Source organism: Rubrimonas sp. (assembly GCF_036788415.1).
Lineage (GTDB): Bacteria > Pseudomonadota > Alphaproteobacteria > Rhodobacterales > Rhodobacteraceae > Rubrimonas.
Genome location: NZ_DAIQNN010000008.1, coordinates 55,774 through 78,798 on the forward strand (window position 1 = coordinate 55,774; position 23,025 = coordinate 78,798).

Consider the following 23,025-nt stretch of genomic DNA (forward strand, 5'->3'; position numbering starts at 1 on the left):
ACACGGGTCCGCAACGCGCCAAAAAAAAGCGCCCCGCAAGGGGGCGCGAAGTCGATTGAGGCAGGTTTCATACAGGCAAGAAACCTATCGAGCAGTGAGTGAACAATGCGCCATGCCGCCTTGTGGCGCAAGTGTTTTTTTGCGCAGATGGCGCGTCGGAAGGTGCGGGGGGAGGTTGGGCGTGCGCAGGGGCGGCTGGATCGCGGGATTCTTGGCGGTTGCGATGACGGGGCTGCTCTGGGGGGGGGCGGCGTCGGCGACGCCCGAGCACGGCATTGCGATGTTCGGCCCGCCGGCGCTGCCGCCGGACTTCGCGCATCTGCCCTACGCCGATCCCTCAGCGCCAAAGGGCGGGCGGATCGTGTTCGGCGTGGCGGGCGGCTTCGACAGCCTCAACCCGTTCATCGTCAAGGGGCGGGCGCCCGCCGAAATCCGCTCGCACACGGTCGAATCGCTGCTGGGGCGCAACTGGGACGAACCCTTCACGCTCTACGGCCTGCTCGCCGAGACGGTGGAGACGCCGCTGAACCGGGCCTGGGTCGAGTTCACCCTGAGGCCCGAAGCGCGATTCTCCGACGGCGCGCCGGTCACCGTCGACGACGTCGTCTGGTCGATGGAGATCCTCGCCGAAAAGGGCCGGCCCGGCTTCCGGAATGTGTGGGCGCAGGTGACGGAGGTCGAGCGCACGGGCCAGCGCACGGTCCGCTTCCATCTCGACGGCGCCGACCGCGAGGCGCCGCTGATCCTCGGTCTCGCGCCGATCTTCAAACGCGCCCAGTGGGAGCGCCGCGACTTCGCCGAGCCGACGCTCGAGCCCATCATCGGGTCGGGCCCTTACAAGGTCGCCGCAGTCGATCCGGGGCGCACGCTGTCGCTGGCGCGCGACGAGGTCTATTGGGGGCGCCATCTGCCGTTCAATCAGGGGCGCAACAATCTCGACGAGATCAGGATCGAATATTTTCGCGACGCCACGGCGCATTTCGACGCTTTCAAGGCCGGGGTCGTGACGTTCTGGCGCGAAGGCGATCCGGCCCGCTGGCGCGACGGCTACGATTTCGCCGCCGCGCGGGACGGCCAGATCCGCCGCGCCGAGATCCCCCATTCCCGTCCGACCGGCATGTACGGATTCGTCTTCAACACGCGGCGCCCGATCTTCGCCGACATCCGCGTGCGCCGGGCGCTGACGCTCGCCTTCAACTTCGAATGGATCAACGCCACGATGTTCGCCGGCGGCAACCAGCGCATCCGGAGCTATTTCGACAACTCGCCGCTCGCCCATTCCGGCCCCGCGACGGAGCGCGAACTGGAGATCCTCGCGCCTTTCGTCAACAGCCTCCCCGAAGGCGCCCTCGGGGCGGAGTGGCGGCCGCCTGAATCGGACCCTGCGGATCTGCGCAATCGCCGCGCCCTGCGCGACGCGGCGCGGTTGCTCGATTCGGCGGGCTGGACCGTGCGCGACGGCGTTCTGGTGGACGCGCGCGGCGCGCCGTTCCAATTCGAGATCCTGCTCGGCGCCTCGGCCGACGAACGGGTGGCCGGCGTGTTCCGCGATGCGCTGGCCGGCCTCGGGATCGAGGTTTCCGTGCGCACGGTGGACAGCGCGCAGTATCAGGCCCGCCGCGACGACTATGATTTCGACATGATCGTCAACCAATGGGCGATGTCGCTCAGCCCCGGCAATGAACAGCGTTTCTACTGGGGCCGGGACGGCGTAGAGACGCCGGGCACGCGCAATTACATGGGCGTCGACAGCCCCGCCGTGGAGGCCGCGATCGACGCCCTGCTCTCGGCGCGGCGGAGCGAGGACCTCGTGGCGGCTGCGCGCGCGCTCGACCGGGCGCTGTCGCACGGCGTGTATGTCATCCCGTTCTGGCACTCGACGGTCAGCCGCATCGCCCATGACGCGCGGCTGCGCCATCCGGAAAAGCTGCCGCTCTATGGCGACTGGGTGGGCTGGACGCCGGATGTCTGGTGGAGCGCGGGCCAGTGACCGCGCGGTGGATCAGGCGTCACTCCGCCGCCGCCGGCTTCGCCTCGGCGCGTCGAGCGGCGGCCTCCATCGCGCGCGCGGCCGCCTGCGCGCCGACGAGCGCCTCGACCTCGCCCTCGCGCATCGGCGGCGAGACGAGCCCTGCCGAGATCACGAGCTTCGCCGCCTCCTCGACGGTCATGTCGAGCTCGATCACGTCCTCGCGGGCGGCGAAGAAAAGAAAGCCGGTCGTCGGGTTCGGCGTGGTCGGCATGAACAGGCACAGCTTGTCGGCGCCGCCGAGGCGGTGATGCACTTCTCCGCGGGTGCGCGTCGCGATGAAGGCGATCACCCAGAGCCCCCGGCGCGGATATTCGACGAGGCAGGCCTTCTCGAAGCTGCTTTTCGACTGCACCAGCACGGTCTCGGCGATCTGTTTGATCGCGTTGTAGATCGAGCGGACCACCGGCAGCCGGTCGAGCATCTGTTCTCCCCAGCGGATCGCCTGCGCCGCGATCAGGTTCTTGGCCAGCGCCCCGATCAGCGCGGCGATCACCACGAAGACGACGAGACCGATGCCGGGAATGTCGACATAGGCCTGCGGGTTCCACGCCGCCGGGATCAGCTTGGCCGCCTTGGCGTCGATCAGGTTCACGAAGGAGGAGATGATCCAGAACGTTAGGTAGAGCGGCGCGATGACGACCAGACCCGTGAGGAAGTTCCGCCGCCACCGCGCCCAGAAGGAGAGGTGCCTCGGATCGTCGTCGTGGTGCAGTGGGTCGCCGCCGAGGGGCATGTCATCGTCTCCCGTCCGGGCCAGCGCCCGCGCCGCATCATCTAGTAGCCGACCGCGCGGTCAACAACATGCTCGGGCGGCTGGCCCGATTCCATCCGCGAGATTTGCGAAATGATCGTTTCCGAGGCGGTTTCGGGCCGGGTCGCCGACGCGACATGCGGTGTGACGGTGACGCGCGGATGGGCGCGGAACGGGTGGTCGCGCGGCAGCGGCTCGGTGCGGAAGACGTCCAGAGTGGCATGGCCGAGCGCGCCCGAATCCAGCGCGGCCAGCAGCGCCGCGTCGTCGATCAGTTCGCCCCGCCCCGCATTGATGACCACGGCGCCGCGCGGCGCCTTGGCGAGCGCCGCGGCGTCCAGCAGATTCTCGGTCGCCGCCGTGCGCGGCAGCAGGCAGACGAGGATCTCCGACCGCCGCAGGACCGCGTCGAGCCCCTCGGCGCCGTGATGGCAGGCGACGCCCTCGATGCGGCGGGGGCGGCGGCTCCAGCCGGCGACGTCGAAGCGCAGCCCGGCGAGCGCATGGGCCGCGTCGGCGCCGAGCACGCCAAGACCCAGAACGCCGACCCGGCGATTGCGCGACAGCGGCGGGAACCAGTCCATCCATTGCGTCTCAGGGCCGGCGAGGCGGCGGTCGAGATCCATGTGGTGGCGCATCACATGGGCGACGACATAGTCGGTCATGCCCTCGGTCAGCCCTGGCTCGACCATCCGGCACAGCGGCACGTCGGGCGGCAGGGTCGGGTTCGCCAGAGCCTGCTCGACGCCCGCCCAGATGTTGAGGATCGCCGCCAGCCCAGTGTAGGGCGCGAAGTCGCGCACCGGGCCGGACGCGCCGAACACCATGTAGCGCACATCCGCCGGGTCGCCCTGGCCGGGCAGGCGCAGGTCGATCGGCAGGCCGGCGCGAGTGGAGGCGGCGGCCAGCGCCGCGCGCCATTGCGCCTCGATGGCCGGCTTGACGGCGAGCATGACGACGGGGGGCATGGGGCGGTCTCTCGGCGAGGGAATGCGTCAGGGCGAAATGTCTCAGCGGGGTCGGTGGATGTGCGCGCTCTGGACGAGCCCGAAGGCGAACATCAACACAAGCATCGCGGTTCCGCCATAGGAGACGAGCGGCAGCGGCACGCCGACCACCGGCGCCAGCCCCATCACCATCGCCATGTTGACGGCGAAGAAGAAAAAGAAGGTCGCGGCGACCCCGCTGGCGACCAGCGCGCCGAAGCGATCGCGATTGCCGAGCGCCGACAGGATGCAGAACAGCACGATCAGGAAGTAGAGCGCCAGCAGCGCGACGGCGCCCACGAATCCGAACTCCTCGGCCAGCGTCGTGAAGATGAAGTCGGTGTGCTTCTCGGGCAGGAAATTGAGCCGGCTCTGGGTTCCCTCCATGAAGCCGCGCCCCGACAGTCCACCCGAGCCGAGCGCGATCTTGGCCTGGGTGATGTGGTACCCGGCGCCGAGCGGGTCGGTGGAGGGGTCGAGAAAAGTGAAGATGCGGCGATACTGGTAGTCCTTCAGCAGTTGCCAGCCGGTCCCCTGCGAGGCGAGCACCGCCCAGACGAGCCCGCCTCCCGCAGCGCCGGCGGCGGCGAAATAGAGCCAGTGGACGCCGGCGAGAAACATCATCGTCCCGGCCCCGGCCAGCAGCAGCAGCGCCGTGCCGAGATCGGGCTGGCGCAGCACGAGCGCCGTCGGGACCAGCGCCAGCACGAGCGGCGGGATCAACCACAGCGGATGCGAGACGCGCTCTGGCGGAAGCCATGCGTAATATGCGGCCAGCGCCATGACGAGCGCGATCTTCATCGCCTCGGAGGGCTGGAGCTGGATCACCCGAAGGTCGATCCAGCGCTGCGCCCCCATGCCCGTCACGCCGACGAATTCGACGGCGACGAGCAGGACGAGCGCGCCGAGATATATCGCCGGCGTCAGCGCCCGCCACACGCGGATGTCGATCAGCGCGACGATCATCAGCCCGGCGAAACCGATCCCGAAGCGCGCCATCTGGCGCGAGGCCCAAGGGTCCGCCGAGCCGCCGGCGACCGAGAACAGCATCAGGAAGCCGAAGGCCGCGACCGCCGCGAGCAGCAGCGCGATCGGCCAGTTGAAGCGCAGCAGCTTCTCCGCGAGCGCCATGCCGCGCCCCGGCGCCTGCGCGCGGCCGCTCACGCCCGGTCTCCGGGCGCGCCGAGCGTCTGGGCGGCGGGCGCTGCGGCGCGGGCGCGCTCGATCTCGTCGCGCTCGGACGGCGGATACGCCGAGAGCGGCGGCGTCGGGCCGAACAGGGCGCGCATCATCACGTCGCGCGCGATCGGCGCCGCCGCCGCCGAACCGCCGCCGCCATGCTCGACCACCACCGAGATCGCATAGCGCGGCGCCTCCGCCGGCGCATAGGCCACGAACAGCGCGTGGTCGCGGCGGTTCCACGGCAGGTCCTCGTTGCGAAACACGCCTTGCGCGCGTTCGGCCAGAGTGATCCGGCGGACCTGGCTGGTGCCGGTCTTGCCCGCCATCTCGCCTGCGGGGTCGTAGATGCGCGAGCGCCGCGCGGTGCCGCGGCGGCCGTTGACCACCGCCCGCATCGCGTTGCGCACCAGCGCGAGGTCTCCGGCCCGCAACCCGAGACTCGGCGCCGGATCGACCGGCTCGACGCCGGTTCCGGCTGCGCGGATCAGCTGCGGCGCGACCGCCTTTCCCGTCGCCAGCCGCGCGGTCATCACGGCGAGCTGCAGCGGCGTCGCCAGCATGAAGCCCTGACCGATCCCGGCGTTGAAGCTGTCGCCGACCTGCCAGCTTTCGCCATGCGTCGTCTGCTTCCAGGCGCGCGTCGGCGTCAGACCGTCGCGGATCGCGGTCAACGGCAGGTCGTGCCGCACCCCGATCCCCAGCCGCTGCGCCATCTGGGCGATGGCGTCGACGCCGACCCGCCGGGCCGACTCGTAGAAATAGACGTCGCAGGACTGCTCGATCGCTTCGTGGCAGCCGACATGGCCGTGCCCGCCGCTCTTCCAGCAATGGAAGCGGCGATTGCCGAGCTGAAGGCCGCCATTGCAGAAAACGGTCTCCTGCGGGCCGATCACGCCGCGCTCGAGCGCGGCCAGCGCCACCACCATCTTGAAGGTCGAGCCCGGCGGATACTGGCCGGATACTGTCTTGTTGGCGAGCGGGCGGTGGTCGTCGGCGAGCAGGGCGGCCCAGTCCTCGCGACCGATCCCGACGACGAACTTGTTGGGGTCGAAGCCTGGCGCCGAAGCGAGGCACAGCAGATCGCCGTTCGCCGCGTCCATCACGACGCAGGCCGCGCTTTCCGCGCCCATCCGCTCCATCGCGTAGAGCTGGAGGTCGCGGTCGAGCGTCAGGGTCAGGTCCTCGCCGCTGCGGCCCTCGCGCCGGTCGATCTCGCGGATCACCCGACCCACCGCGTTGACTTCGATGCGCTGCGCCCCCGCGACGCCGCGCAGGCGGGTCTCGAGGATCTTCTCCACGCCGGTCTTTCCGATCTGGAAGTCGGGGATCTGGAGCAGGGGATTGTCGGCGTCGTCGCCGGTGAGGTCGGTCTCGGCGACGCGCCCGACATGGCCGATCACATGGGAGAAGGCCGGACCGTCGGGGTAGTGGCGCGTCAGGCCGACTTCGGGCGAGACGCCCGGCAGGGCGGGGGCGTTGGCGTTGAGGGTCGCGAAGCGGCCCCAGTCGAGATGTTCGGCCACCGTCACCGGCACGAAGGGGCTTTTCTGGGCGAATTCGCGCAACGCCCGCTCATGGTCGCCCGCGCTCAGCGGGACGATCTGGCCGAGCCGCTCGAGCGTCGCCGCGACGTCGCCGGCCTGCTCGCGCACCACGACGACGCGCAGGTTCTGGCGGTTGACGGCGAGCGGGCGGCCGGCGCGGTCGAAGATCTCGCCGCGGGCGGGCGGCAGGAGGCGCACGTTGATGCGGTTCTCCTCCGCGAGCATGCGGTAGAGAGCGCCCTCCTCGATCTGGAGCTGGCGCATCCGCCACAACAGGGCGCCCATCACGAGCGTCTGCGCGCCGAACATCACGAGCGCGCGGCGCGAGAGCGTCGGCGCGCCTTCGGCGCGGCTGCGGCGGCGGGAGAAGCCGAGACGCTTCATCGGCGGGCCCTCACAGCGCGCTGCGGGCGAAGGCGGGTCCGCGCGCCGCGTCGACGCCGCGCCGCGGGGCGCGCGGCGTCGCCGCGCGCATAGCGAGCGCCGCCAGCGGATAGACCGCCGCCGTCGCCGCGATGCGCAGCGCGAGATCGCCCAGGGCCGGGCTAGGCGCCAGCGTCACGGCGCAGAGCAGCCACGGAACCGCCGCCGACGCCGCCGCAGCGCCCGCCGCCGCGGCCCAGCGCATGGCGAAGCTGCGACGGCGCAGAGCCTCCGAAGCGACACGCAGCGCCTCGACGGCGAGGGTCAGTCCGAGCGCGCCGGCGCCGATGGGGCCGGCGCCCAGCAGGTCGCGCGCGAGGCCCAGCGCGAAGACCAGCGGCGCCGGCGTCGCGCCCGGCGCGCGCAGCGCCGCCGCCGCCAGCACGCAGAGCAGCAGGTCCGGGTTCGGGATCGCTCCCGGCTCGGCGGGAATCGGCGCGAGCTCGACCGCGATGGCTGCAAAGCCGACCGCCGCCAGCGCCCCGAGTCTCGCGGCGCGGGCGAGCGCGCTGGCGAGATCGGTCATGGTCGCGGCCCTTCCGTCCGCTCAGCCGCCAAAGCGCCCGGGTCGAGCGAGAAGGGGGCCGCGCCCTGCGGCAGGATCAGCGCGCTCGGCGCGTCGAGCGGCGCTTCGGGCCGCCAACGCAGCACGCGCACGAATTCGAGCAGGCCGTAATCCGCCGACAGCCGCACCCGCGCCGCGCGACCGTCGATCGCGGCGACGATCCCGACGTCGAGATCGGGCGGGAACACGCCGCCATCGCCCGACGTCACCACCTTGTCGCCGACCGAGACGTCCTCGGTCGCGGCCAGGAAGGCGAGGCGCGGCGCCGGCGAGGCGTCGCCGACCAGAACCGCCCGCCTGCCGCTCGGCAGGATCTTGACCGGCACCCGGCTGCTCGGGTCGCTCAGCAGCAGCACCCGCGCGACGCCCTCGCCGACGCCGACGACGCGTCCGACAAGCCCCGCGCCGTCCACCGCCGCCGCGCCGTCCGTCACCCCGTCGCGCCCGCCGATGTTGACGAGCGCGCTCTGGCCGAACGGGCCGCCGGCGTCGGCGATCACCTCGCCGGTGGCGAAGCCGATGCGGGGCGACAGCCGAACATTGTTGAGGGCGCGCAGCCGCGCATTCTCGCGTTCGAGCTCCTGCGCGGCGTCGCGCCAAGCGCGCAGGCGCTGGATCTCGCGGCGCAATTCGCGGTTCTGGGCGTGCACGGCGCTCAGCCGCTCCCAGTCGCGGGCGAGCGTCGCGGCGTCGGCGAGCGGCGCCGCCACCGCGTCCACCGCCGGCGCGAGGACGTCGGCGCTGGCCATGCGCAGCTGCTCGATGCGGGGATTGTCGATCCGCCAGAGCGCGAACAGCGCGAGGCCGACCAGCGCGAGCCCGGCCAGAACGATGCGCCGAACCGCGCGGGCCATCTGCGCGCCAGCATCTTCCCGCAACCTCGCCAAGCCGGGCGAACCTCCTTTTTCTCAGATTGTCAGACGCTGTCCTTCAGAACATGCCGCAACGCGGTCTTGTGCTCCAGCGCCTTGCCCGTGCCCAGCGCGACGCAGTGCAGCGGCTCGTCGGCGACCGAGACCGCGAGTCCCGTCTGCTCGCGCAGCGCCACGTCGAGCGAGCCGAGCAGCGCGCCGCCGCCCGTCAGCATCACGCCGCGATCCACGATGTCGGCGGCCAGATCGGGCGGCGTCGCCTCGAGCGCCACCATCACCGCCTCGACGATCTGCTGCACGGGCTCCGCGAGCGCCTCGGCGATCTGGCCTTGCGTGATCTCGATCTCCTTGGGCACGCCGTTGAGCAGATCGCGGCCGCGGATCTCCATCGCCAGCCCGCGTCCGTCCTCGGGCATCCGCGCCGTGCCGATCTCCTTCTTCACCCGCTCGGCGGTCGATTCGCCGATCAGCAGGTTCTGCTGGCGGCGCAGATAGGAGATGATCGCCTCGTCCATCTTGTCGCCGCCGACCCGCACCGAGCGCGCATAGACGATGTCGCCGAGGCTGAGCACCGCGACTTCCGTCGTGCCGCCGCCGATGTCGACGACCATCGAGCCGGTTGGGTCGCCGAAGGGCATGCCCGCGCCGATGGCCGCGGCGATGGGCTCGGGGATCAGCAGCGCCTTGCGCGCCCCCGCCGCCAGCACCGATTCCATGATCGCCCGCTCCTCCACCGCCGTGGCCCCGTAGGGCACGCAGACGATGATCAGCGGCGCGGCGAAGGAGCCGCGCTTGTGCACGGTCTTGATGAAATGCTTGATCATCGCTTCGGCGACGTCGAAATCGGCGATCACCCCGTCGCGCATCGGCCGGATCGCCTGGATAGACCCGGGCGTGCGGCCGAGCATCAGCTTGGCCTCCTCGCCGACCGCCAGCACGTCCTTCTTGCCGTCCTTGACATGGTAGGCGACCACCGAGGGTTCGTTGAGCACGATCCCCTTGCCCTTGACGTAGACGAGCGTGTTCGCCGTCCCCAGGTCGATCGCCATGTCCGATGAGAACATGCCGAGAATGCCGCTGAACATCCGCGCTCGCCTCTCTCTCCGGTTCGCGCCGGAGCTCCATTGGTCTGCTTCTATAGCGTCAGCCTGTCGCAACCGCAAAGCGATCCCGGTCGGCGCGCCGCCCCCGAGCAAGACGTGATTTCGGTTAACGCCTGATGGCCGAGGCGCGGGTCGGGCGCAAGCGCCGGCGCTTGCGCGCCGGCGCGCGCGGCGTCACTGCGCCGCCGAGATTTCCGAAGCGGGGGCGGATTTCTCGCGCCGCACCAGCAGCTTGTTGAGCGCGTTCACATAGGCGCGAGTCGAGGCGACGATGGTGTCGGTGTCGGCGGCCTGACCGGTGACGATCTTGCCGCCCTCCTCGAGCCGCACCGAGACGGTCGCCTGCGCGTCGGTGCCGTCGGTCACGGCGTGCACCTGATAGAGCTTGAGCGCCGCCTCGTGCGGGACCAGCGCCTTGATCGCGCGGAAGGCGGCGTCGACCGGGCCGTCGCCGTCGGAGGTGTTGCGCCGTTCCTCGCCGTCGATCTCCAGAATCAGGTCCGCCGATTGCGGCGCCTGGGTGCCGCAGATCACGCGCAGGAACTTCACCTGGATGCGGTCGTTCGCCTGCGAGGTGGTCGCGTCGTCGACCAGCGCGCGCAGATCGTCGTCGAACACCTCCTTCTTGCGGTCGGCCAGCGCCTTGAAGCGCAGGAAGGCGTCCTCGAAGGCGTTGTCGCCGAGCTCGTAGCCCAGATCGCGCAGCTTCTCGCGGAACGCGTGGCGGCCCGAATGCTTGCCCATCACGAGGTTCGACTCGGTCAGCCCGACGTCTTCGGGGCGCATGATCTCGAAAGTCTCGGCGTTCTTCAGCACGCCGTCCTGATGGATGCCGGATTCGTGCGCGAAGGCGTTCTTGCCGACGATCGCCTTGTTGTACTGCACGGGAAAGCCCGAGACGGCGGCCACCAGCCGGCTGGCCTGCATGATCTTTCGCGTGTCGACGCCGGTCTCGAAGGGCATGATGTCGCGGCGCACCTTCAGCGCCATCACCACTTCCTCGAGCGCCGCGTTGCCGGCCCGCTCGCCGAGCCCGTTGATCGTGCATTCCACTTGCCGCGCGCCCGCCTCGACGGCGGCCAGCGCGTTCGCCGTCGCCATGCCGAGATCGTTGTGGCAGTGCGTGGAGATCACGCACGCCTCGATCCCGGCGCACCGTTCGCGCAGTCGCCTGATCAGCGAAGCGCTCTCGCCCGGGGCCGTGTAGCCGACGGTGTCGGGGATGTTGATGGTGCGCGCGCCGGCGGCGATGGCCGTGTCTATGGTCTCCACGAGATAGTCGAATTCGGTGCGCGTGGCGTCCATGGGCGACCATTGGACGTCGTCGCAGAGCGCGCGGGCGTGGCGCACCGTCTCGTCGATCTTGGCCAGCACCTGTTCGGGGCTCATGGCGAGCTGGTGCTCGCGATGCAGCGGCGAGGTGCCGATGAAGGTGTGGATGCGCGGCGCGGCGGCGCCCTGCAGCGCCTCCCAGGCGCGGTCGATGTCCTTTTTCGAGGCGCGGGCGAGGCCGCAGATGCGCGCCTTGCGGCAGGCCTCGGCGATGGTCTTCACCGCCTCGAAATCGCCGTCGGAGGCGATGGGAAAGCCGGCTTCGATGATGTCGACGCCCATCTCCTCGAGCAGCTGGGCGATGCGCAGCTTCTCGTCGAGCGTCATGGAGGCGCCGGGCGACTGCTCGCCGTCGCGCAGGGTGGTGTCGAAGATCAGCACGCGGTCGCGTTTGGGCGCCGCCTCGGAGGTGACTGCGTCGGTCATGGCTTCGGCCTTTGACTGTCCCGGAGCGCCCGCCTCTGGCTGGGCCGGTCCGGCGATGGAACATGTGAGCGCTTTACGCCGCAGCGCGTCAGCCTGTGATCCCCCGAGCGCGCGCGCCGCGAGAGGGCGCGCTCAGGGGCGGCTAAGCAGGAGAAGGCCGAGCGGCCACGGACGCTGTGCGCCGCGCGCGGCGGCGAATGCGCTGGAAGGGCGAGCGATCCTCGACATGGGCTTTGGATAGCGCATCTCGTAGGGTGGGGAAAGCGTCGAATCCGCATTCGGACCCGGCGCGTGCGAGCGTGGGGAGGCGGCGGCATGGAGGCGCTGGAGCGGCGGATCGCGCAAGGCCGGGGCGACGCGCCCGCCGATCTCGTGCTGCGCGGCGGGCGGGTCTTCGACCTCGTCGCGGGCGAGTGGATCGCCGGCGACGTCGCCGTCTGCGGCGACATGATCGTCAGCGTCGGCGCGCGCTGCGACGGGGAGGTCATCCTCGACGTCTCCGATCTGGTCCTCGTCCCGGGCTTCATCGACGCGCATCTCCACATCGAAAGTTCGCTGATCACACCCTTGGAGTTCGACCGATGCGTCGCGCCGCGGGGCGTGACCACGGCGATCTGGGACCCGCACGAGATCGCCAACGTGCTCGGCGCCGAGGGGCTCGCCTGGGCGTTGGAGACGAGCGGGCGCACACTGATGGACATCCGCGTGATGCTCTCCTCCTGCGTGCCGTCCACCGAGATGGAGACCTCCGGCGCCCGGCTCGACGCCGAGGCGCTGGCCGCGCTCGCCGACCATCCCCGCGCGCTGGGTCTGGCGGAATTCATGAACTATCCCGGCGTGATCCATCGCGACCCCGGCTGCATGGCCAAGCTGCGCGCTTTCGCGGGCCGCCACATCGACGGTCACGCGCCTATGCTGACGGGCCGCGACCTCGACGCCTATCTCGCCGCCGGCGTGCGCACCGAGCACGAGGCGACGAGCGCTGCGGAGGGCGCGGAGAAGATGCGCAAGGGAATGCGCGTGTTCATCCGCGAGGGCTCGGTCTCCAAGGACCTGCATGCGCTGGCGCCGCTGCTGACCGAGCGGACGTCGCCTTTCATGGCGCTGTGCACCGACGACCGGAACCCGCTCGACATCGCCGAATCGGGGCATCTCGACCATTCGATCCGCACGCTGATCGCGCTGGGCTGTCCGCCGCTCGCGGTCTATCGCGCGGCGAGCCTGTCGGCGGCGGAGGCGTTCGGGCTGAAGGATCGCGGCCTGATCGCGCCGGGGCGCCGGGCCGACATCGCGGCGCTCGACAGTCTGGAGAGTTGTCGGGCGCAGGCGGTGCTCTGCGGCGGCGCGCGCGCCGACGCCGCCGCCTTCGCGGCGCGCGGGACCGTGGCGCCGGTGGGCCGGGGGTCGGTCAAGGCGCGTCGCGTCTCGGCGGAGGATTTCCGCTGGGAGGGCCCGGCGCGCGCGCCAGTGATCGGGGTGATCCCCGGCAAGATCATAACGGAGCACCTGATCGAGGACGTCGAGACCCTCGCCGGCGACCGCCGCCCCGACCCGTCCCGCGACCTGATGCGCATCGGCGTCATCGAGCGGCACGGCAAGGGCGGCGGCATGGCCTGCGGGCTGGTGCGGGGCTTCGGCATGACGCGCGGGGCCATCGCCTCGACCGTCAGCCACGACCATCACAACATCGCCGTGGTCGGGGCGGACTACGCCGACATGGCGCAGGCCGCCAACCGGCTCGGTGAGATCGAGGGCGGCTTCGCCGTGGTCGCGGGCGGCGGGGTGCTGGCCGAACTCGCGCTACCCGTGGCGGGGCTGATGAGTCTCCAGCCGTTCGAGGCGGTGCGCGCCGCGCTGGTCGATTTGCGCCGCGCCGCAGCGTCGCTCGGGGTGACGCTGGAGGAGCCGTTCCTGCAACTTGCCTTCCTCGCTCTGCCGGTGATCCCGCATCTCAAGATCACCGACAGGGGGCTCGTCGACGTCGACCGCTTCGCCCTGATCTGAGGCGCGCCCTGCGCATAGATGAGGCGCCGAGGGGCGGAAAGTCGCACGTCTCGCGTCAGATGCGCGCCTGCGATTTGTGCGCCGCAGCGGAATCATGGCGCGAAATTGCGCAGGCGCTGCGCAATCGCTCAGCGCGCGCGCTTTAATCTTTTCCGTCGCGAGCCGCGCTGTTTTCGTTCCGCCGCACAACACGCGCGCGATGCGCTGCGACAGGAGGATATGGGATGAATTTCCGGATGACGGTTTCGGCGCTGGCGCTGTCGCTCGCGGCTGGCGCGGCCTTCGCGCAGTCGGGCGAGCCGATCAAGGTCGGCGTGCTGCATTCGCTTTCGGGCACGATGGCGATCTCGGAGACGACCCTGAAGGACGTCATGCTGATGCTCGTCGAGGAGCAGAACAAGAAGGGCGGCGTGCTCGGCCGTCCGCTCGAAGCCGTCGTGGTCGATCCCGCCTCCGACTGGCCCCTCTTCGCCGAGAAGGCGCGCGAGCTGATCCAGGTCTCGGGCGTCGACGTGGTGTTCGGCTGCTGGACGTCGGTGTCGCGCAAGTCGGTGCTGCCGGTGTTCGAGGAGCTGAACTCGATCCTGTTCTACCCGGTGCAGTACGAGGGCGAGGAGAGCCAGCGCAACGTGTTCTACACCGGCGCGGCCCCGAACCAGCAGGCGATCCCGGCGGTGGACTACCTGCGCGACGTCGAAAGCGTCGAGCGCTGGGTGCTCGCCGGCACCGACTACGTCTATCCGCGCACGACCAACAAGATTCTCGAAGCCTATCTCCAGTCGCTCGGGGTCGCGCCCGAAGACATCATGATCAACTACACGCCGTTCGGCCATTCCGACTGGCAGACGATCGTCTCCGACATCAAGGCGTTCGGCTCGGCGGGCAAGAAGACGGCCGTGGTCTCAACGATCAACGGCGACGCCAACGTCCCGTTCTACAAGGAACTCGCCAACCAGGGCATCTCCGCCGAGGACATCCCCGTCGTGGCCTTCTCGGTCGGCGAGGAGGAGCTCGCGGGCCTCGACACCGGCCCGCTGGTCGGCCATCTCGCGGCGTGGAACTATTTCATGTCGGTCGACACGCCCGAGAACGACGAATTCATCGAGGCGTGGCAGGCCTTCATCGGCTCCGAGGAGCGCGTGACCAACGACCCGATGGAAGCCCATTACATCGGCTTCAACATGTGGGTGAAGGCGGTCGAGGCCGCCGGGACGACTGACACCGACGCGGTGATCGACGCGATGGTGGGCGTCGCCGTCCCGAACCTCTCGGGCGGCTTCTCGGCGATGATGCCCAACCACCACATCACCAAGCCGGTGCTGGTGGGCGAGATTCAGGCCGACGGCCAGTTTGAGACCGTGTGGGAGACCTCGGGCCTCGTGCCGGGCGACGCATGGTCGGACTACCTGCCGGAGTCGGCGAAGATCATGTCCGACTGGCAGGCCCCCATGTCCTGCGGGAACTTCAACGTCGAGACCGGGCAGTGCGGCGGGCTGAACCAGTAAGCCTCAGGACGTTTCCCCTGCGCTGACCGCAAAGGGGCCGGGCGTTCCTCCCCCGCCCGGCCCCGCCTTTTCTTCTGGAGCCCGCATGCGCGTTCTCGTTCTTCTGTTCGCCCTGCTGATCGCGCCCTTCGCCGCCGCTCAGACGCTCGAAGAGATCGCGCCGAGGCTCGCCGAGGGCGATTTCGACGCGCGCTCCCGCGTCGTGGCCGAGATCGGCGCGACAGGCGACCCGCGCGCGACCGACCTGCTGGCGCTTCTGGGCGAGGGCGACCTCGCGATTCTGAAGCGCAACGGGCGGCTGGTGCGCGTGGAAAAGGTCAAGCGCGACAGCTTCGCCTTCGACGTCTTCACGGGCGAGGCCTATGGCGAGATCGGGCGGCGCGACGCCGACGCGATACGCGTCAACAACACGCTGCGCCGGGCGATTTCCGCGGCGGTGGGCGCGCTCACCCTGCGCAGCCCCGACGCCGCCGTGCGGCGCGACGCGGCCGCGGCGATCTTCCGCAGCCAGGACCCGGCGCAGATCGAAGCCGTCGAAGCGGCCCTTGCGGCGGAGAGCGATCCGGGCGTGGCGCGCGCATTGTCGGAAGCGCGTGCCGCGGCGCTGCTGAAATCCGACCGCCCCGCCGCCGACCGCGTCGAGGCTTTCGCCGCGCTGACCGCGCGCGCCGACCGCGAAGCCCTTTCGCTCGTGATCGCCGCCGAGACCGACCCGGCCCCCGAAGTCGCCGCCGCCGCCGCCGCCGCGCGCGCCGACATCGAGCGCATCCAGGCCCAATGGGGGCTCGCGCGAAACATATGGTTCGGCCTGTCGCTCGGCTCGGTGTTGATGCTCGCCGCCATCGGCCTCGCCATCACCTTCGGCGTGATGGGCGTTATCAACATGGCGCATGGCGAGTTGGTGATGCTCGGCGCCTACACGACTTATGCCGTGCAGGAGATCATCCGCCAGAACGCGCCCGGCCTGTTCGACTGGTCGCTCGCCATCGCCCTGCCGCTCGCCTTCCTCGTGGCCGGCGCCGTGGGCGTCGCGATCGAGCGGGGCGTGGTGCGCTTTCTCTACGGCCGTCCGCTTGAGACGCTGCTCGCCACCTGGGGCGTCTCGCTGATCCTCCAACAGGCGGTGCGCTCGCTCTTCGGGCCGACCAACCGCGAAGTCGGCAACCCCTCCTGGATGTCGGGCGCCTTCGAAGTCGGGCAGTTGACCATCACCTACAACCGCTTCTGGATCCTGATCTTCTCTCTGGCGGTGTTCGCCGCGCTGCTGCTGCTGCTCAAGCGCACGCCGCTCGGCCTGCAGATGCGCGCCGTCACCCAGAACCGCCGCATGGCCGACGCGATGGGCGTGCGCACGGGTTGGGTCGACGCGATGACCTTCGGCCTCGGCGCGGGCGTCGCGGGCGTGGCGGGCGTCGCGCTCAGCCAGATCGACAACGTCTCGCCCAATCTCGGGCAGGGCTACATCGTGGATAGCTTCATGGTCGTGGTGTTCGGCGGCGTCGGCAATCTCTGGGGCGCGCTCGCCGGCGCGTTCACGCTCGGCGTCGTAAACAAGTTCCTCGAGCCTTACGCGGGCGCGGTGCTGGCCAAGATCCTCGTTCTGGTGGCGATCATCCTGTTCATCCAGAAGCGACCTCGCGGCCTGTTCGCGCTGCGCGGCCGGGCGGTGGAGGCGTGAGGATGGGCTTTCTCGACGCGCGCTCCGCGATCTTTCTCGGCCTGCTCGCCATCGTCACGGTGGCGGTGCCCCTGATGAGCCTTGTCGCCCAGCCGGGCTCGGGCGTCCATCTGCCGTCCTACGCGGTGTCGCTGTTCGGCAAGTATCTTTGCTATGCGCTGCTCGCCCTCGCGGTGGACCTGATCTGGGGCTACGCGGGCATCCTCTCGCTGGGCCATGGCGCCTTTTTCGCGCTCGGCGGTTATGCGATGGGCATGCATCTGATGCGCGAGATCGGGCCGCGCGGGGTGTACGGCAACCCGATCCTGCCCGACTTCATGGTGTTCCTGAACTGGCCCGAGCTGCCCTGGTTCTGGCTCGGCTTCGACATGTTCTGGTTCGCGGCCCTGATGGCGATGTTCGTCCCCGGCCTGCTCGCCTTCGTGTTCGGCTGGTTCGCCTTCCGCAGCCGCGTGTCGGGCGTCTATCTCTCGATCATCACGCAGGCGATGACTTACGCGCTGATGCTCGCCTTTTTCCGCAACGAGATGGGCTTCGGCGGCAATAACGGCCTGACCGACTTCAAGGACGTGCTCGGCTTCAGCATGCAATCCGACACGACCCGCGCCGGGCTTTTCGTCGCGACCGCGCTGGCGCTGGGCGGCGGCTATGTGCTGTGCCGCTGGATCACCCGCTCGCGCGCCGGCAAGGTGCTGGCTGCGGTGCGCGACGCCGAAAGCCGGACGCGCTTCCTCGGCTATCGGGTCGAGTATTACAAGCTGTTCGTCTTCACCGTCTCGGCGATGCTGGCGGGGCTCGCGGGCGCGCTCTACACGCCGCAGGTCGGCATCATCAACCCGTCGGAATTCTCTCCGGCCAACTCCATCGAGATCGTGGTGTGGGTGGCGGTCGGCGGGCGCGGCACGCTGGCGGGCGCGGCGCTCGGCGCGTTGATCGTCAACGCCGCCAAGACGCTGCTCACGGGGTGGTTCCCCGAAGTCTGGCTGTTCGCGCTGGGCGCCATCTTCGTGGGCGTGACGCTGTTCCTGCCGAAGGGCGTGCTCGGTCTAATCGAGACGCGGCGCCAGAAGCGCGTCCCGCCCGACGCGGCGCGCCAGCCGCAACCCGAACCGGCGGAGTAGCGCGATGGTCACGGCGGCGCAGGGGTCCATTCTCTATCTCGACGGCGTGTCGGTCAGCTTCGACGGCTTCCGCGCGATCAACAGCCTCAGCCTCGTGCTGAAACCGGGCGAGATGCGCGCGATCATCGGCCCGAACGGGGCGGGGAAGACCACGATGATGGACATCGTGACCGGCAAGACGCGGCCCGACGCGGGCGACGTGCTGTTCGACGGGACCCACGATCTCACCCGCCTCGACGAGGCCGAGATCGCGCGCCTCGGCGTGGGCCGCAAGTTCCAGAAGCCGACCGTCTTCGAGACGCTGAGCGTCGAGGACAACCTGCTGCTGGCGCTGAAGGGGGCGCGCGGCGTGCTCGACGTTCTGCTCGCGCGCCTCAGCGGGGCGGAGCGCCGCCGCATCGACGAACTGCTCGGCCTGATCCGGCTGGGCGACCGCCGCGCCGAGATGGCCGCCGACCTTTCGCATGGCCAGAAGCAGTGGCTCGAGATCGGGATGCTGCTGGCGCAGGACCCCAAGGTGCTGCTGGTGGACGAGCCGGTGGCCGGCATGACCGACGTGGAGACGATGCAGACCGCCGAGCTTCTGCGCGAGGTGGCCGGCGCGCATTCCGTCGTCGTGGTCGAGCACGACATGGCCTTCGTGCGCGAGCTGGGCGTGAAAGTCAGCGTGCTGCACGAGGGCTCGGTGCTGGCGGAGGGGTCCATCGACCATGTCAGCGCCGACCAGAAGGTCATCGACGTGTATCTGGGGCGCTGAGCATGCTGTCTGTCGAGAAAGTCGATCTGCATTACGGCGCGGCGCAGGCGCTGCGGCGCGTCAGCCTGACCGCCGAGCCCGGAAGGATCACCTGCGTTCTGGGGCGCAACGGCGTCGGCAAGACCTCGCTTCTGCGCGCGGTTATGGGTCAGCAAGCGATCAGCGCCGGGACGATCAGCTGGGAAGGCGCCGCCCTCGGGCGGATCGCGCCCCATGAGCGCGCCCGCCGCGGCATGGCGCTGGTGCCGCAGGGCCGCGAGATCTTCCCGCTGCTGACCGTGCGCGAGAACTTGGAGACCGGCTTCGCGCCGCTCGCGCGGCCCGAGCGCTTCGTGCCTTCGGAAGTGTTCGACCTGTTCCCGGTGCTGCGCGACATGCTGCGCCGGCGCGGCGGCGATCTCTCGGGCGGCCAGCAGCAGCAACTCGCCATCGGCCGCGCGCTGGTGACGCGCCCGCGCTTTCTCGCCCTCGACGAGCCGACCGAAGGCATCCAGCCGTCGATCATCAAGGACATCGGGCGCGCGCTGAGTTGGCTGCGGGGCAGGGGCGACATGGCGATCCTGCTGGTCGAGCAGTATCTCGACTTCGCCCGCGAACTGGCCGACAGCTTCGTCGTGCTCGAGCGCGGCGAAGTCGCCGCCTCCGGTCCCGCATCCGATCTCGACGCCCCGGAGGTGCGGCGGCTGCTGACCGTCTGAAGCGCGCGGGCCCCCGGATGCGCTCTGCGCCTCAGCGGGTGAGCGCGCGCATCGCCCGGTCGAGCCCTTCGAGCGTCATCGGAAACATCCGGCCTTCGGTAAGCGTCGCGATCATGCCGATCGACTGCGTCCAGCCCCAGCTTTCCTGCGGAACCGGATTGATCCAGGCGTGCGAGGGCCAGTGCGCGCAGACCCGGCGCATCCAGGTCTCTCCGGATTCGGCGTTCCAGTGCTCGGACGCGCCGCCGGGCTGAACGATCTCCCACGGGCTCATCGACGCGTCGCCGACGAGGACCAGCCGCCAGTCCGGCCCGAAGCGGCGCATCAGCTCCTTGGTGGGGGTCGTCTCGTCATAGCGGCGCCGGCTGTCCTTCCAGACCGCTTCGTAGAGGCAGTTGTGGAAGTAGTAATGCTCGAAATGCTTGAACTCGCTGCGAGCCGCCGAGAACAGTTCCTCGACCACAGCGACATGGTCGTCCATCGAGCCGCCGACGTCGAGCAGCAGCAGCACTTTCACCGCGTTGTGGCGTTCGGGGCGGGTGCGGATGTCGAGAAAGCCCCGGCGGGCGGTGTGCGTTATGGTGCCGTCGAGGTCGAACTCCTGCCGCGCGCCGTCGCGCGCCCAGCGGCGCAGGCGGCGCAGCGCGAGCTTCATGGTGCGCGAGCCGATCTCGGCGTCGTCGGCGTAATCCCTGAACTCGCGCTTGTCCCACACCTTCACCGCGCGGCGATGGCGGCTTTCGCTCTGGCCGATCCGCACGCCCTCCGGGTTGTAGCCATAGGCGCCGAAGGGCGACGTTCCCGCCGTGCCGATCCACTTGCTCCCGCCCTGATGCCGGCCCTGCTGATCGGCGAGGCGCTGGCGCAGCGTCTCCATAAGCTTGCCCCAGCCGCCGAGGCTGTCGACGAGCTTCTTCTCCTCTTCGGTGAGGTGCTTCTCGGCGAGCTTGCGCAGCCAGTCCTCGGGGATGGCGCGGGGCGCGGCGCCGTCGGACGCGCCGCCGACGGCCTCGACGCCCTTGAAATGCGCCGCGAAGACGCGGTCGAACAGGTCGAAGCGCCGCTCGTCCTTGATCAGGGCGGCGCGGGCGAGGTGGTAGAACGCCTCGACGTCGAAATCGGCGAGCCCCGCCTGTACGCCCTCGATCAGCGCGAGATATTCGCGCAGCGAGACTGGCGCGCCGGCGGCGCGCAGGGCGAGGAAGAAACCTGCGAACATGCGCGCGACGATAGCGCGCGGCTCAAAGCGGCGACAGCCCGAAAAGCCCGAGCAGCAGCGCCAGCGCCGCCGCGGCGACCAGCGCCGCGAAGCCATGGGCGAAGGCGTACTGGACGCGGTCGGCGGTGGCGCCGCCGCGCCGGGCCGCGCGCAGCCAGCCGAGCGCCGCGCCGGCGATGAAGGCGAGGATCAGGATCATCCGCGCTCTCTAGCGGACCGGAGCCGCCGGGGGAAGCTGTCAGGCGAGCAGGGCGAGCGCGCCGACCGACAAGAGCGTCGAGAGCACGATGGCGCGCGCGATCGACTCGGTCGGCGCGCCGTAGCGCAGCGCCAGTGCGAAGGGCATCGCCCCGCAGGGGCCGGCGGCGGTGAGGATCGCGAGCCGCCGCGCCTCGGGGTCGGCGGCGGGCAGAGCGGCGGAGGCGAGCAGAAAGACCAGCGGGTGCAGCGCGATCTTGAGCGCGACCGCCGACAAGGCGGCCCCGTCGAGGCGCAGGGCGGCGAACCCGCTCAGGGTGACGCCGAGCGCGAACAGCATCATCGGCGCGCCCGCCGCGCCCATGAAGCGGGCGAACGTCTCCACGCCCTTGTGCAGTTCGATCCCGGAAAGGTTCACCGCGAGTCCGGCGAGCACCCCCAGCGTGACGGGGTTGGAGAACACCGCCGTCAGCGTGCGCCCCAGCCCCGCCCCGCCCGTGCGCGCGATGTCGAGCATGACTGACGCGGCGGCGAAGAGCGCGAGGCTGTCGACGACCACGATCGCGACGATGGGCGGGCGCGCCGCCGCGCCGTAGAGCCCTTCGGCGATCGGCAGGACGAAGAACACATGGTTCACGAAGACCGCGCTCATGCCCAGCAGCAGCGACTCGCGCGCGCCCCTACCGAACACGAATCGCGCGAGCGCCGCGCCGAGCGCCCAGAGCGCGAGCGTGCAGCCGAGCCAGACGGCGAGCAGCGGCGCGTGGAAGCCGGAGCCTGGCGCCTGCGCGATCAGGCCGAAGAGCAGCGGCGGCACCGAGACCGTGAGGCCGATCCGGTTCACCGCCGCCGCATCCGCCGCCGAGACTTGGCCGCGCGCGCCCATCGCATAGCCGAGCGCGGGGGCCGCGAAAATCGGCAGGATCGCGCCGGTCAGCGCGTCGAGGACGCTCATCGGCGGTCTCGGCGAAGGGAGGCGCCTATTTGCGCAGGCGCCGGGCGTTGGCGCGGGTGCGGGCGCCGATCGGGCGCAGCGCGGCTTCCGCGACCGAGGTCGCATTCGCCCCGCGCGCGGCGGCGGTCATCGCCTTTTCCGCGGCGGCGGCGAAGGCTGCGGGCTTTTCGAGAAACATCTTTGCTGCTTCCGGCCCGCTCATCGCGCCCTGCGCCATCATCATCGTGCGGCGCAGGATGACCTCGCCCGCCGACATCGACATTTTCGCATAGGCCGTGTTCAGGCGCGACCAGCTCTGCATCGCCTTCATCGTCGCCGGATCGAAGAACATGGCGGGCGCTCCTTCTTGCTGCGGTGCAGCATAGGGGATTTCGTGACGGTTGTCGCGCGGATTCGGCGCCGCGGCTCATTCGCCGCGGCGGCGCGCCATGAAGGCGAGGCGTTCGAACAGATGCACGTCTTGCTCGTTCTTCAGAAGCGCGCCGTGCAGGCGCGGCAGCGCCGACCGGGCGTCGGCGCGCAGGTCCGCCGCGTCGAGATCGTCGGCCATCAGCAGGCGGATCCAGTCGAGCGCCTCCGAGGTGGAGGGCTTCTTCTTGAGCCCCGGCGTCTCGCGCAGCGCGTAGAACTGATTCAGCGCCTCGCGCAGCAGGGTCTGCTTCACGTCGGGGAAATGGACCTGCACGATCTGCGCCAGCGTCTCGGCGTCCGGAAAGCGAATGTAGTGGAAGAAGCAGCGGCGCAGGAAGGCGTCCGGCAACTCCTTCTCATTGTTCGAGGTGATGATGACGATGGGGCGGTGACGGGCGCGGATCGTCTCGCCGGTTTCGTAGACGAAGAACTCCATGCGGTCGAGTTCCTGCAGTAGATCGTTGGGAAACTCGATGTCGGCCTTGTCGATCTCGTCGATCAGCAGGACGGTCTTTTCTTCGGCGTCGAAAGCCTCCCACAGCTTGCCCTTGCGGATGTAGGCGGCGATGTCGGCGACGCGGGCCTCGCCGAGCTGGCTGTCGCGCAGGCGGCTGACGGCGTCGTATTCGTAGAGGCCCTGTTGCGCGCGGGTGGTGGACTTCACCGACCATTCCAGCAGCCGCAGGCCCAGCGCGTCGGCGATCTGTCGCGCGAGTTCGGTCTTGCCTGTGCCGGGCTCGCCCTTGACCAGCAGCGGTCGCTCGAGCGCGATGGCGGCGTTGACCGCGAGCCTCAGATCATCGGCGGCGACATAATCGCGCGCGCCCTCGAACCGCATGTCCCGCCCTCCGCCAATGCTGCGGATGCGAGCCTACCAGCGGTTGCAAAGGGCGCAAGACCCTTCGGTTTTTATCGACACGCCAGAGCCTTCGCTCTATATGTCCGGCCAAAATCAGGCGGCGCGGCGCACTACGCGCGGCGGTCGGCCACACGACAGGAGAGGGCGACCTCAATGACGGTGCAGGGCGTGATCAAGGCCGAATACCTCCCGAGCGACGACGAACCTTTCATGTGCGATCGTCACAAGGAGTTCTTCCGCAAGCGTCTGACGGCGCTCAAGCGCGAGATCCTCGACGAGAGCCGCGAGACGCTGGAGGCGATGCAGGAGGGGGCGGTCAACATCCCGGACCTCGTCGACCGCGCCTCCGCCGAGACCGACCGCGCGCTGGAGCTGCGCACCCGCGACCGCCAGCGCAAGCTGAT

General features: G+C 70.0%; 20 protein-coding genes and 1 pseudogene. 8 read left to right on the forward strand and 13 right to left on the reverse strand.

Annotated elements, in window-relative coordinates; translation table 11 throughout:
* Positions 1-181: 181 nt before the first annotated feature.
* Positions 182-1,990, forward strand: a complete 1,809-nt coding sequence (locus tag V7Q31_RS03950; RefSeq protein WP_333832374.1) for an extracellular solute-binding protein — start codon at positions 182-184, stop codon at positions 1,988-1,990.
* Between the two features lie 19 nt (positions 1,991-2,009).
* On the opposite strand, the gene V7Q31_RS03955 is transcribed toward V7Q31_RS03950, so the two are convergent.
* The 8 genes from V7Q31_RS03955 to V7Q31_RS03990 form a co-directional block, all read right to left on the reverse strand.
* A complete protein-coding gene (locus V7Q31_RS03955; protein WP_333832375.1) occupies positions 2,010-2,765 on the reverse strand; it encodes a DUF502 domain-containing protein in 756 nt (251 codons plus the stop codon).
* Positions 2,766-2,806: 41 nt separating this feature from the next.
* Positions 2,807-3,751, reverse strand: coding sequence for an NAD(P)-dependent oxidoreductase (locus V7Q31_RS03960; protein WP_333832376.1), 945 nt, complete (start codon positions 3,749-3,751; stop codon positions 2,807-2,809).
* A gap of 42 nt (positions 3,752-3,793) precedes the next feature.
* Positions 3,794-4,900, reverse strand: coding sequence for a rod shape-determining protein RodA (gene rodA, locus V7Q31_RS03965; RefSeq protein WP_333832393.1), 1,107 nt, complete (start codon positions 4,898-4,900; stop codon positions 3,794-3,796).
* 29 nt (positions 4,901-4,929) lie between these two features.
* The gene (mrdA, locus tag V7Q31_RS03970; RefSeq protein ID WP_333832377.1) at positions 4,930-6,879 is read right to left on the reverse strand and encodes a penicillin-binding protein 2; all 1,950 of its coding nucleotides are present in this window, start codon (positions 6,877-6,879) and stop codon (positions 4,930-4,932) included.
* A 10-nt stretch (positions 6,880-6,889) separates the two neighbouring features.
* Positions 6,890-7,444 (reverse strand): hypothetical protein, encoded by a 555-nt coding sequence (locus tag V7Q31_RS03975; RefSeq protein ID WP_333832378.1) that lies wholly within the window; start codon positions 7,442-7,444, stop codon positions 6,890-6,892.
* The gene (gene mreC / locus V7Q31_RS03980) at positions 7,441-8,337 is read right to left on the reverse strand and encodes a rod shape-determining protein MreC (protein WP_333832379.1); all 897 of its coding nucleotides are present in this window, start codon (positions 8,335-8,337) and stop codon (positions 7,441-7,443) included. The genes V7Q31_RS03975 and mreC overlap by 4 nt, the downstream gene beginning before the upstream one ends.
* A gap of 62 nt (positions 8,338-8,399) precedes the next feature.
* Positions 8,400-9,440 (reverse strand): rod shape-determining protein, encoded by a 1,041-nt coding sequence (locus tag V7Q31_RS03985; protein WP_333832380.1) that lies wholly within the window; start codon positions 9,438-9,440, stop codon positions 8,400-8,402.
* Between the two features lie 192 nt (positions 9,441-9,632).
* Positions 9,633-11,216: a 2-isopropylmalate synthase gene (locus V7Q31_RS03990; RefSeq protein ID WP_333832381.1), complete on the reverse strand. Its 1,584-nt coding sequence runs from the start codon at positions 11,214-11,216 to the stop codon at positions 9,633-9,635.
* Between the two features lie 315 nt (positions 11,217-11,531).
* Here V7Q31_RS03990 and ade point away from each other — a divergent pair, with 315 nt between their 5' ends.
* The 6 genes from ade to urtE all read left to right on the forward strand — a co-directional run bounded on the left by ade (position 11,532) and on the right by urtE (position 18,979).
* Positions 11,532-13,220, forward strand: coding sequence for an adenine deaminase (gene ade / locus V7Q31_RS03995; RefSeq protein ID WP_333832382.1), 1,689 nt, complete (start codon positions 11,532-11,534; stop codon positions 13,218-13,220).
* A gap of 224 nt (positions 13,221-13,444) precedes the next feature.
* Complete coding sequence (gene urtA / locus V7Q31_RS04000; protein ID WP_333832383.1) at positions 13,445-14,725, forward strand: urea ABC transporter substrate-binding protein; 1,281 nt, start codon at positions 13,445-13,447, stop codon at positions 14,723-14,725.
* Between the two features lie 85 nt (positions 14,726-14,810).
* Entirely contained in the window at positions 14,811-16,403 is a 1,593-nt protein-coding gene (gene urtB, locus V7Q31_RS04005) for an urea ABC transporter permease subunit UrtB (protein WP_333832384.1), read from the forward strand.
* Positions 16,404-16,405: 2 nt separating this feature from the next.
* Positions 16,406-17,524, forward strand: a complete 1,119-nt coding sequence (gene urtC / locus V7Q31_RS04010; protein ID WP_333832385.1) for an urea ABC transporter permease subunit UrtC — start codon at positions 16,406-16,408, stop codon at positions 17,522-17,524.
* Positions 17,525-17,528: 4 nt separating this feature from the next.
* Positions 17,529-18,281, forward strand: coding sequence for an urea ABC transporter ATP-binding protein UrtD (gene urtD, locus V7Q31_RS04015; RefSeq protein WP_333832386.1), 753 nt, complete (start codon positions 17,529-17,531; stop codon positions 18,279-18,281).
* Between the two features lie 2 nt (positions 18,282-18,283).
* Entirely contained in the window at positions 18,284-18,979 is a 696-nt protein-coding gene (urtE, locus tag V7Q31_RS04020) for an urea ABC transporter ATP-binding subunit UrtE (protein WP_333832387.1), read from the forward strand.
* A gap of 31 nt (positions 18,980-19,010) precedes the next feature.
* Here the strand turns inward: urtE and V7Q31_RS04025 are convergent, their stop codons facing one another.
* The 5 genes from V7Q31_RS04025 to V7Q31_RS04045 all read right to left on the reverse strand — a co-directional run bounded on the left by V7Q31_RS04025 (position 19,011) and on the right by V7Q31_RS04045 (position 22,600).
* The gene (locus V7Q31_RS04025) at positions 19,011-20,198 is read right to left on the reverse strand and encodes a vWA domain-containing protein (protein ID WP_333832388.1); all 1,188 of its coding nucleotides are present in this window, start codon (positions 20,196-20,198) and stop codon (positions 19,011-19,013) included.
* A gap of 22 nt (positions 20,199-20,220) precedes the next feature.
* Positions 20,221-20,397 (reverse strand): hypothetical protein, encoded by a 177-nt coding sequence (locus V7Q31_RS04030; RefSeq protein ID WP_333832389.1) that lies wholly within the window; start codon positions 20,395-20,397, stop codon positions 20,221-20,223.
* A gap of 39 nt (positions 20,398-20,436) precedes the next feature.
* Positions 20,437-21,351, reverse strand: a complete 915-nt coding sequence (locus V7Q31_RS04035; protein ID WP_333832390.1) for an AEC family transporter — start codon at positions 21,349-21,351, stop codon at positions 20,437-20,439.
* A 25-nt stretch (positions 21,352-21,376) separates the two neighbouring features.
* Positions 21,377-21,682, reverse strand: a complete 306-nt coding sequence (locus V7Q31_RS04040) for a hypothetical protein (RefSeq protein WP_333832391.1) — start codon at positions 21,680-21,682, stop codon at positions 21,377-21,379.
* A 75-nt stretch (positions 21,683-21,757) separates the two neighbouring features.
* The gene (locus V7Q31_RS04045; protein WP_333832392.1) at positions 21,758-22,600 is read right to left on the reverse strand and encodes an AAA family ATPase; all 843 of its coding nucleotides are present in this window, start codon (positions 22,598-22,600) and stop codon (positions 21,758-21,760) included.
* Positions 22,601-22,774: 174 nt separating this feature from the next.
* Between V7Q31_RS04045 and V7Q31_RS04050 the strand changes: the two are divergent.
* Positions 22,775-23,025 (forward strand): annotated as a pseudogene (locus V7Q31_RS04050) (RNA polymerase-binding protein DksA); the annotation flags it as partial.

Bases quoted from the DNA above. Each gene is read 5' to 3' on its own strand.
- V7Q31_RS04035 (WP_333832390.1), bottom strand. From the start codon at position 21,351: ATGAGCGTCCTCGACGCGCTGACCGGCGCGATCCTGCCGATTTTCGCG.
- urtD (WP_333832386.1), top strand. From the start codon at position 17,529: ATGGTCACGGCGGCGCAGGGGTCCATTCTCTATCTCGACGGCGTGTCG.
- V7Q31_RS04030 (WP_333832389.1), bottom strand. From the start codon at position 20,397: ATGATCCTGATCCTCGCCTTCATCGCCGGCGCGGCGCTCGGCTGGCTG.
- V7Q31_RS04025 (WP_333832388.1), bottom strand. From the start codon at position 20,198: ATGTTCGCAGGTTTCTTCCTCGCCCTGCGCGCCGCCGGCGCGCCAGTC.
- rodA (WP_333832393.1), bottom strand. From the start codon at position 4,900: ATGGCGCTCGCGGAGAAGCTGCTGCGCTTCAACTGGCCGATCGCGCTG.
- V7Q31_RS03990 (WP_333832381.1), bottom strand. From the start codon at position 11,216: ATGACCGACGCAGTCACCTCCGAGGCGGCGCCCAAACGCGACCGCGTG.
- mreC (WP_333832379.1), bottom strand. From the start codon at position 8,337: ATGGCCCGCGCGGTTCGGCGCATCGTTCTGGCCGGGCTCGCGCTGGTC.
- urtA (WP_333832383.1), top strand. From the start codon at position 13,445: ATGAATTTCCGGATGACGGTTTCGGCGCTGGCGCTGTCGCTCGCGGCT.
- V7Q31_RS04040 (WP_333832391.1), bottom strand. From the start codon at position 21,682: ATGTTCTTCGATCCGGCGACGATGAAGGCGATGCAGAGCTGGTCGCGC.
- urtC (WP_333832385.1), top strand. From the start codon at position 16,406: ATGGGCTTTCTCGACGCGCGCTCCGCGATCTTTCTCGGCCTGCTCGCC.
- urtE (WP_333832387.1), top strand. From the start codon at position 18,284: ATGCTGTCTGTCGAGAAAGTCGATCTGCATTACGGCGCGGCGCAGGCG.
- V7Q31_RS03975 (WP_333832378.1), bottom strand. From the start codon at position 7,444: ATGACCGATCTCGCCAGCGCGCTCGCCCGCGCCGCGAGACTCGGGGCG.
- urtB (WP_333832384.1), top strand. From the start codon at position 14,811: ATGCGCGTTCTCGTTCTTCTGTTCGCCCTGCTGATCGCGCCCTTCGCC.
- V7Q31_RS03960 (WP_333832376.1), bottom strand. From the start codon at position 3,751: ATGCCCCCCGTCGTCATGCTCGCCGTCAAGCCGGCCATCGAGGCGCAA.
- V7Q31_RS03985 (WP_333832380.1), bottom strand. From the start codon at position 9,440: ATGTTCAGCGGCATTCTCGGCATGTTCTCATCGGACATGGCGATCGAC.
- ade (WP_333832382.1), top strand. From the start codon at position 11,532: ATGGAGGCGCTGGAGCGGCGGATCGCGCAAGGCCGGGGCGACGCGCCC.
- mrdA (WP_333832377.1), bottom strand. From the start codon at position 6,879: ATGAAGCGTCTCGGCTTCTCCCGCCGCCGCAGCCGCGCCGAAGGCGCG.
- V7Q31_RS04045 (WP_333832392.1), bottom strand. From the start codon at position 22,600: ATGCGGTTCGAGGGCGCGCGCGATTATGTCGCCGCCGATGATCTGAGG.
- V7Q31_RS03955 (WP_333832375.1), bottom strand. From the start codon at position 2,765: ATGCCCCTCGGCGGCGACCCACTGCACCACGACGACGATCCGAGGCAC.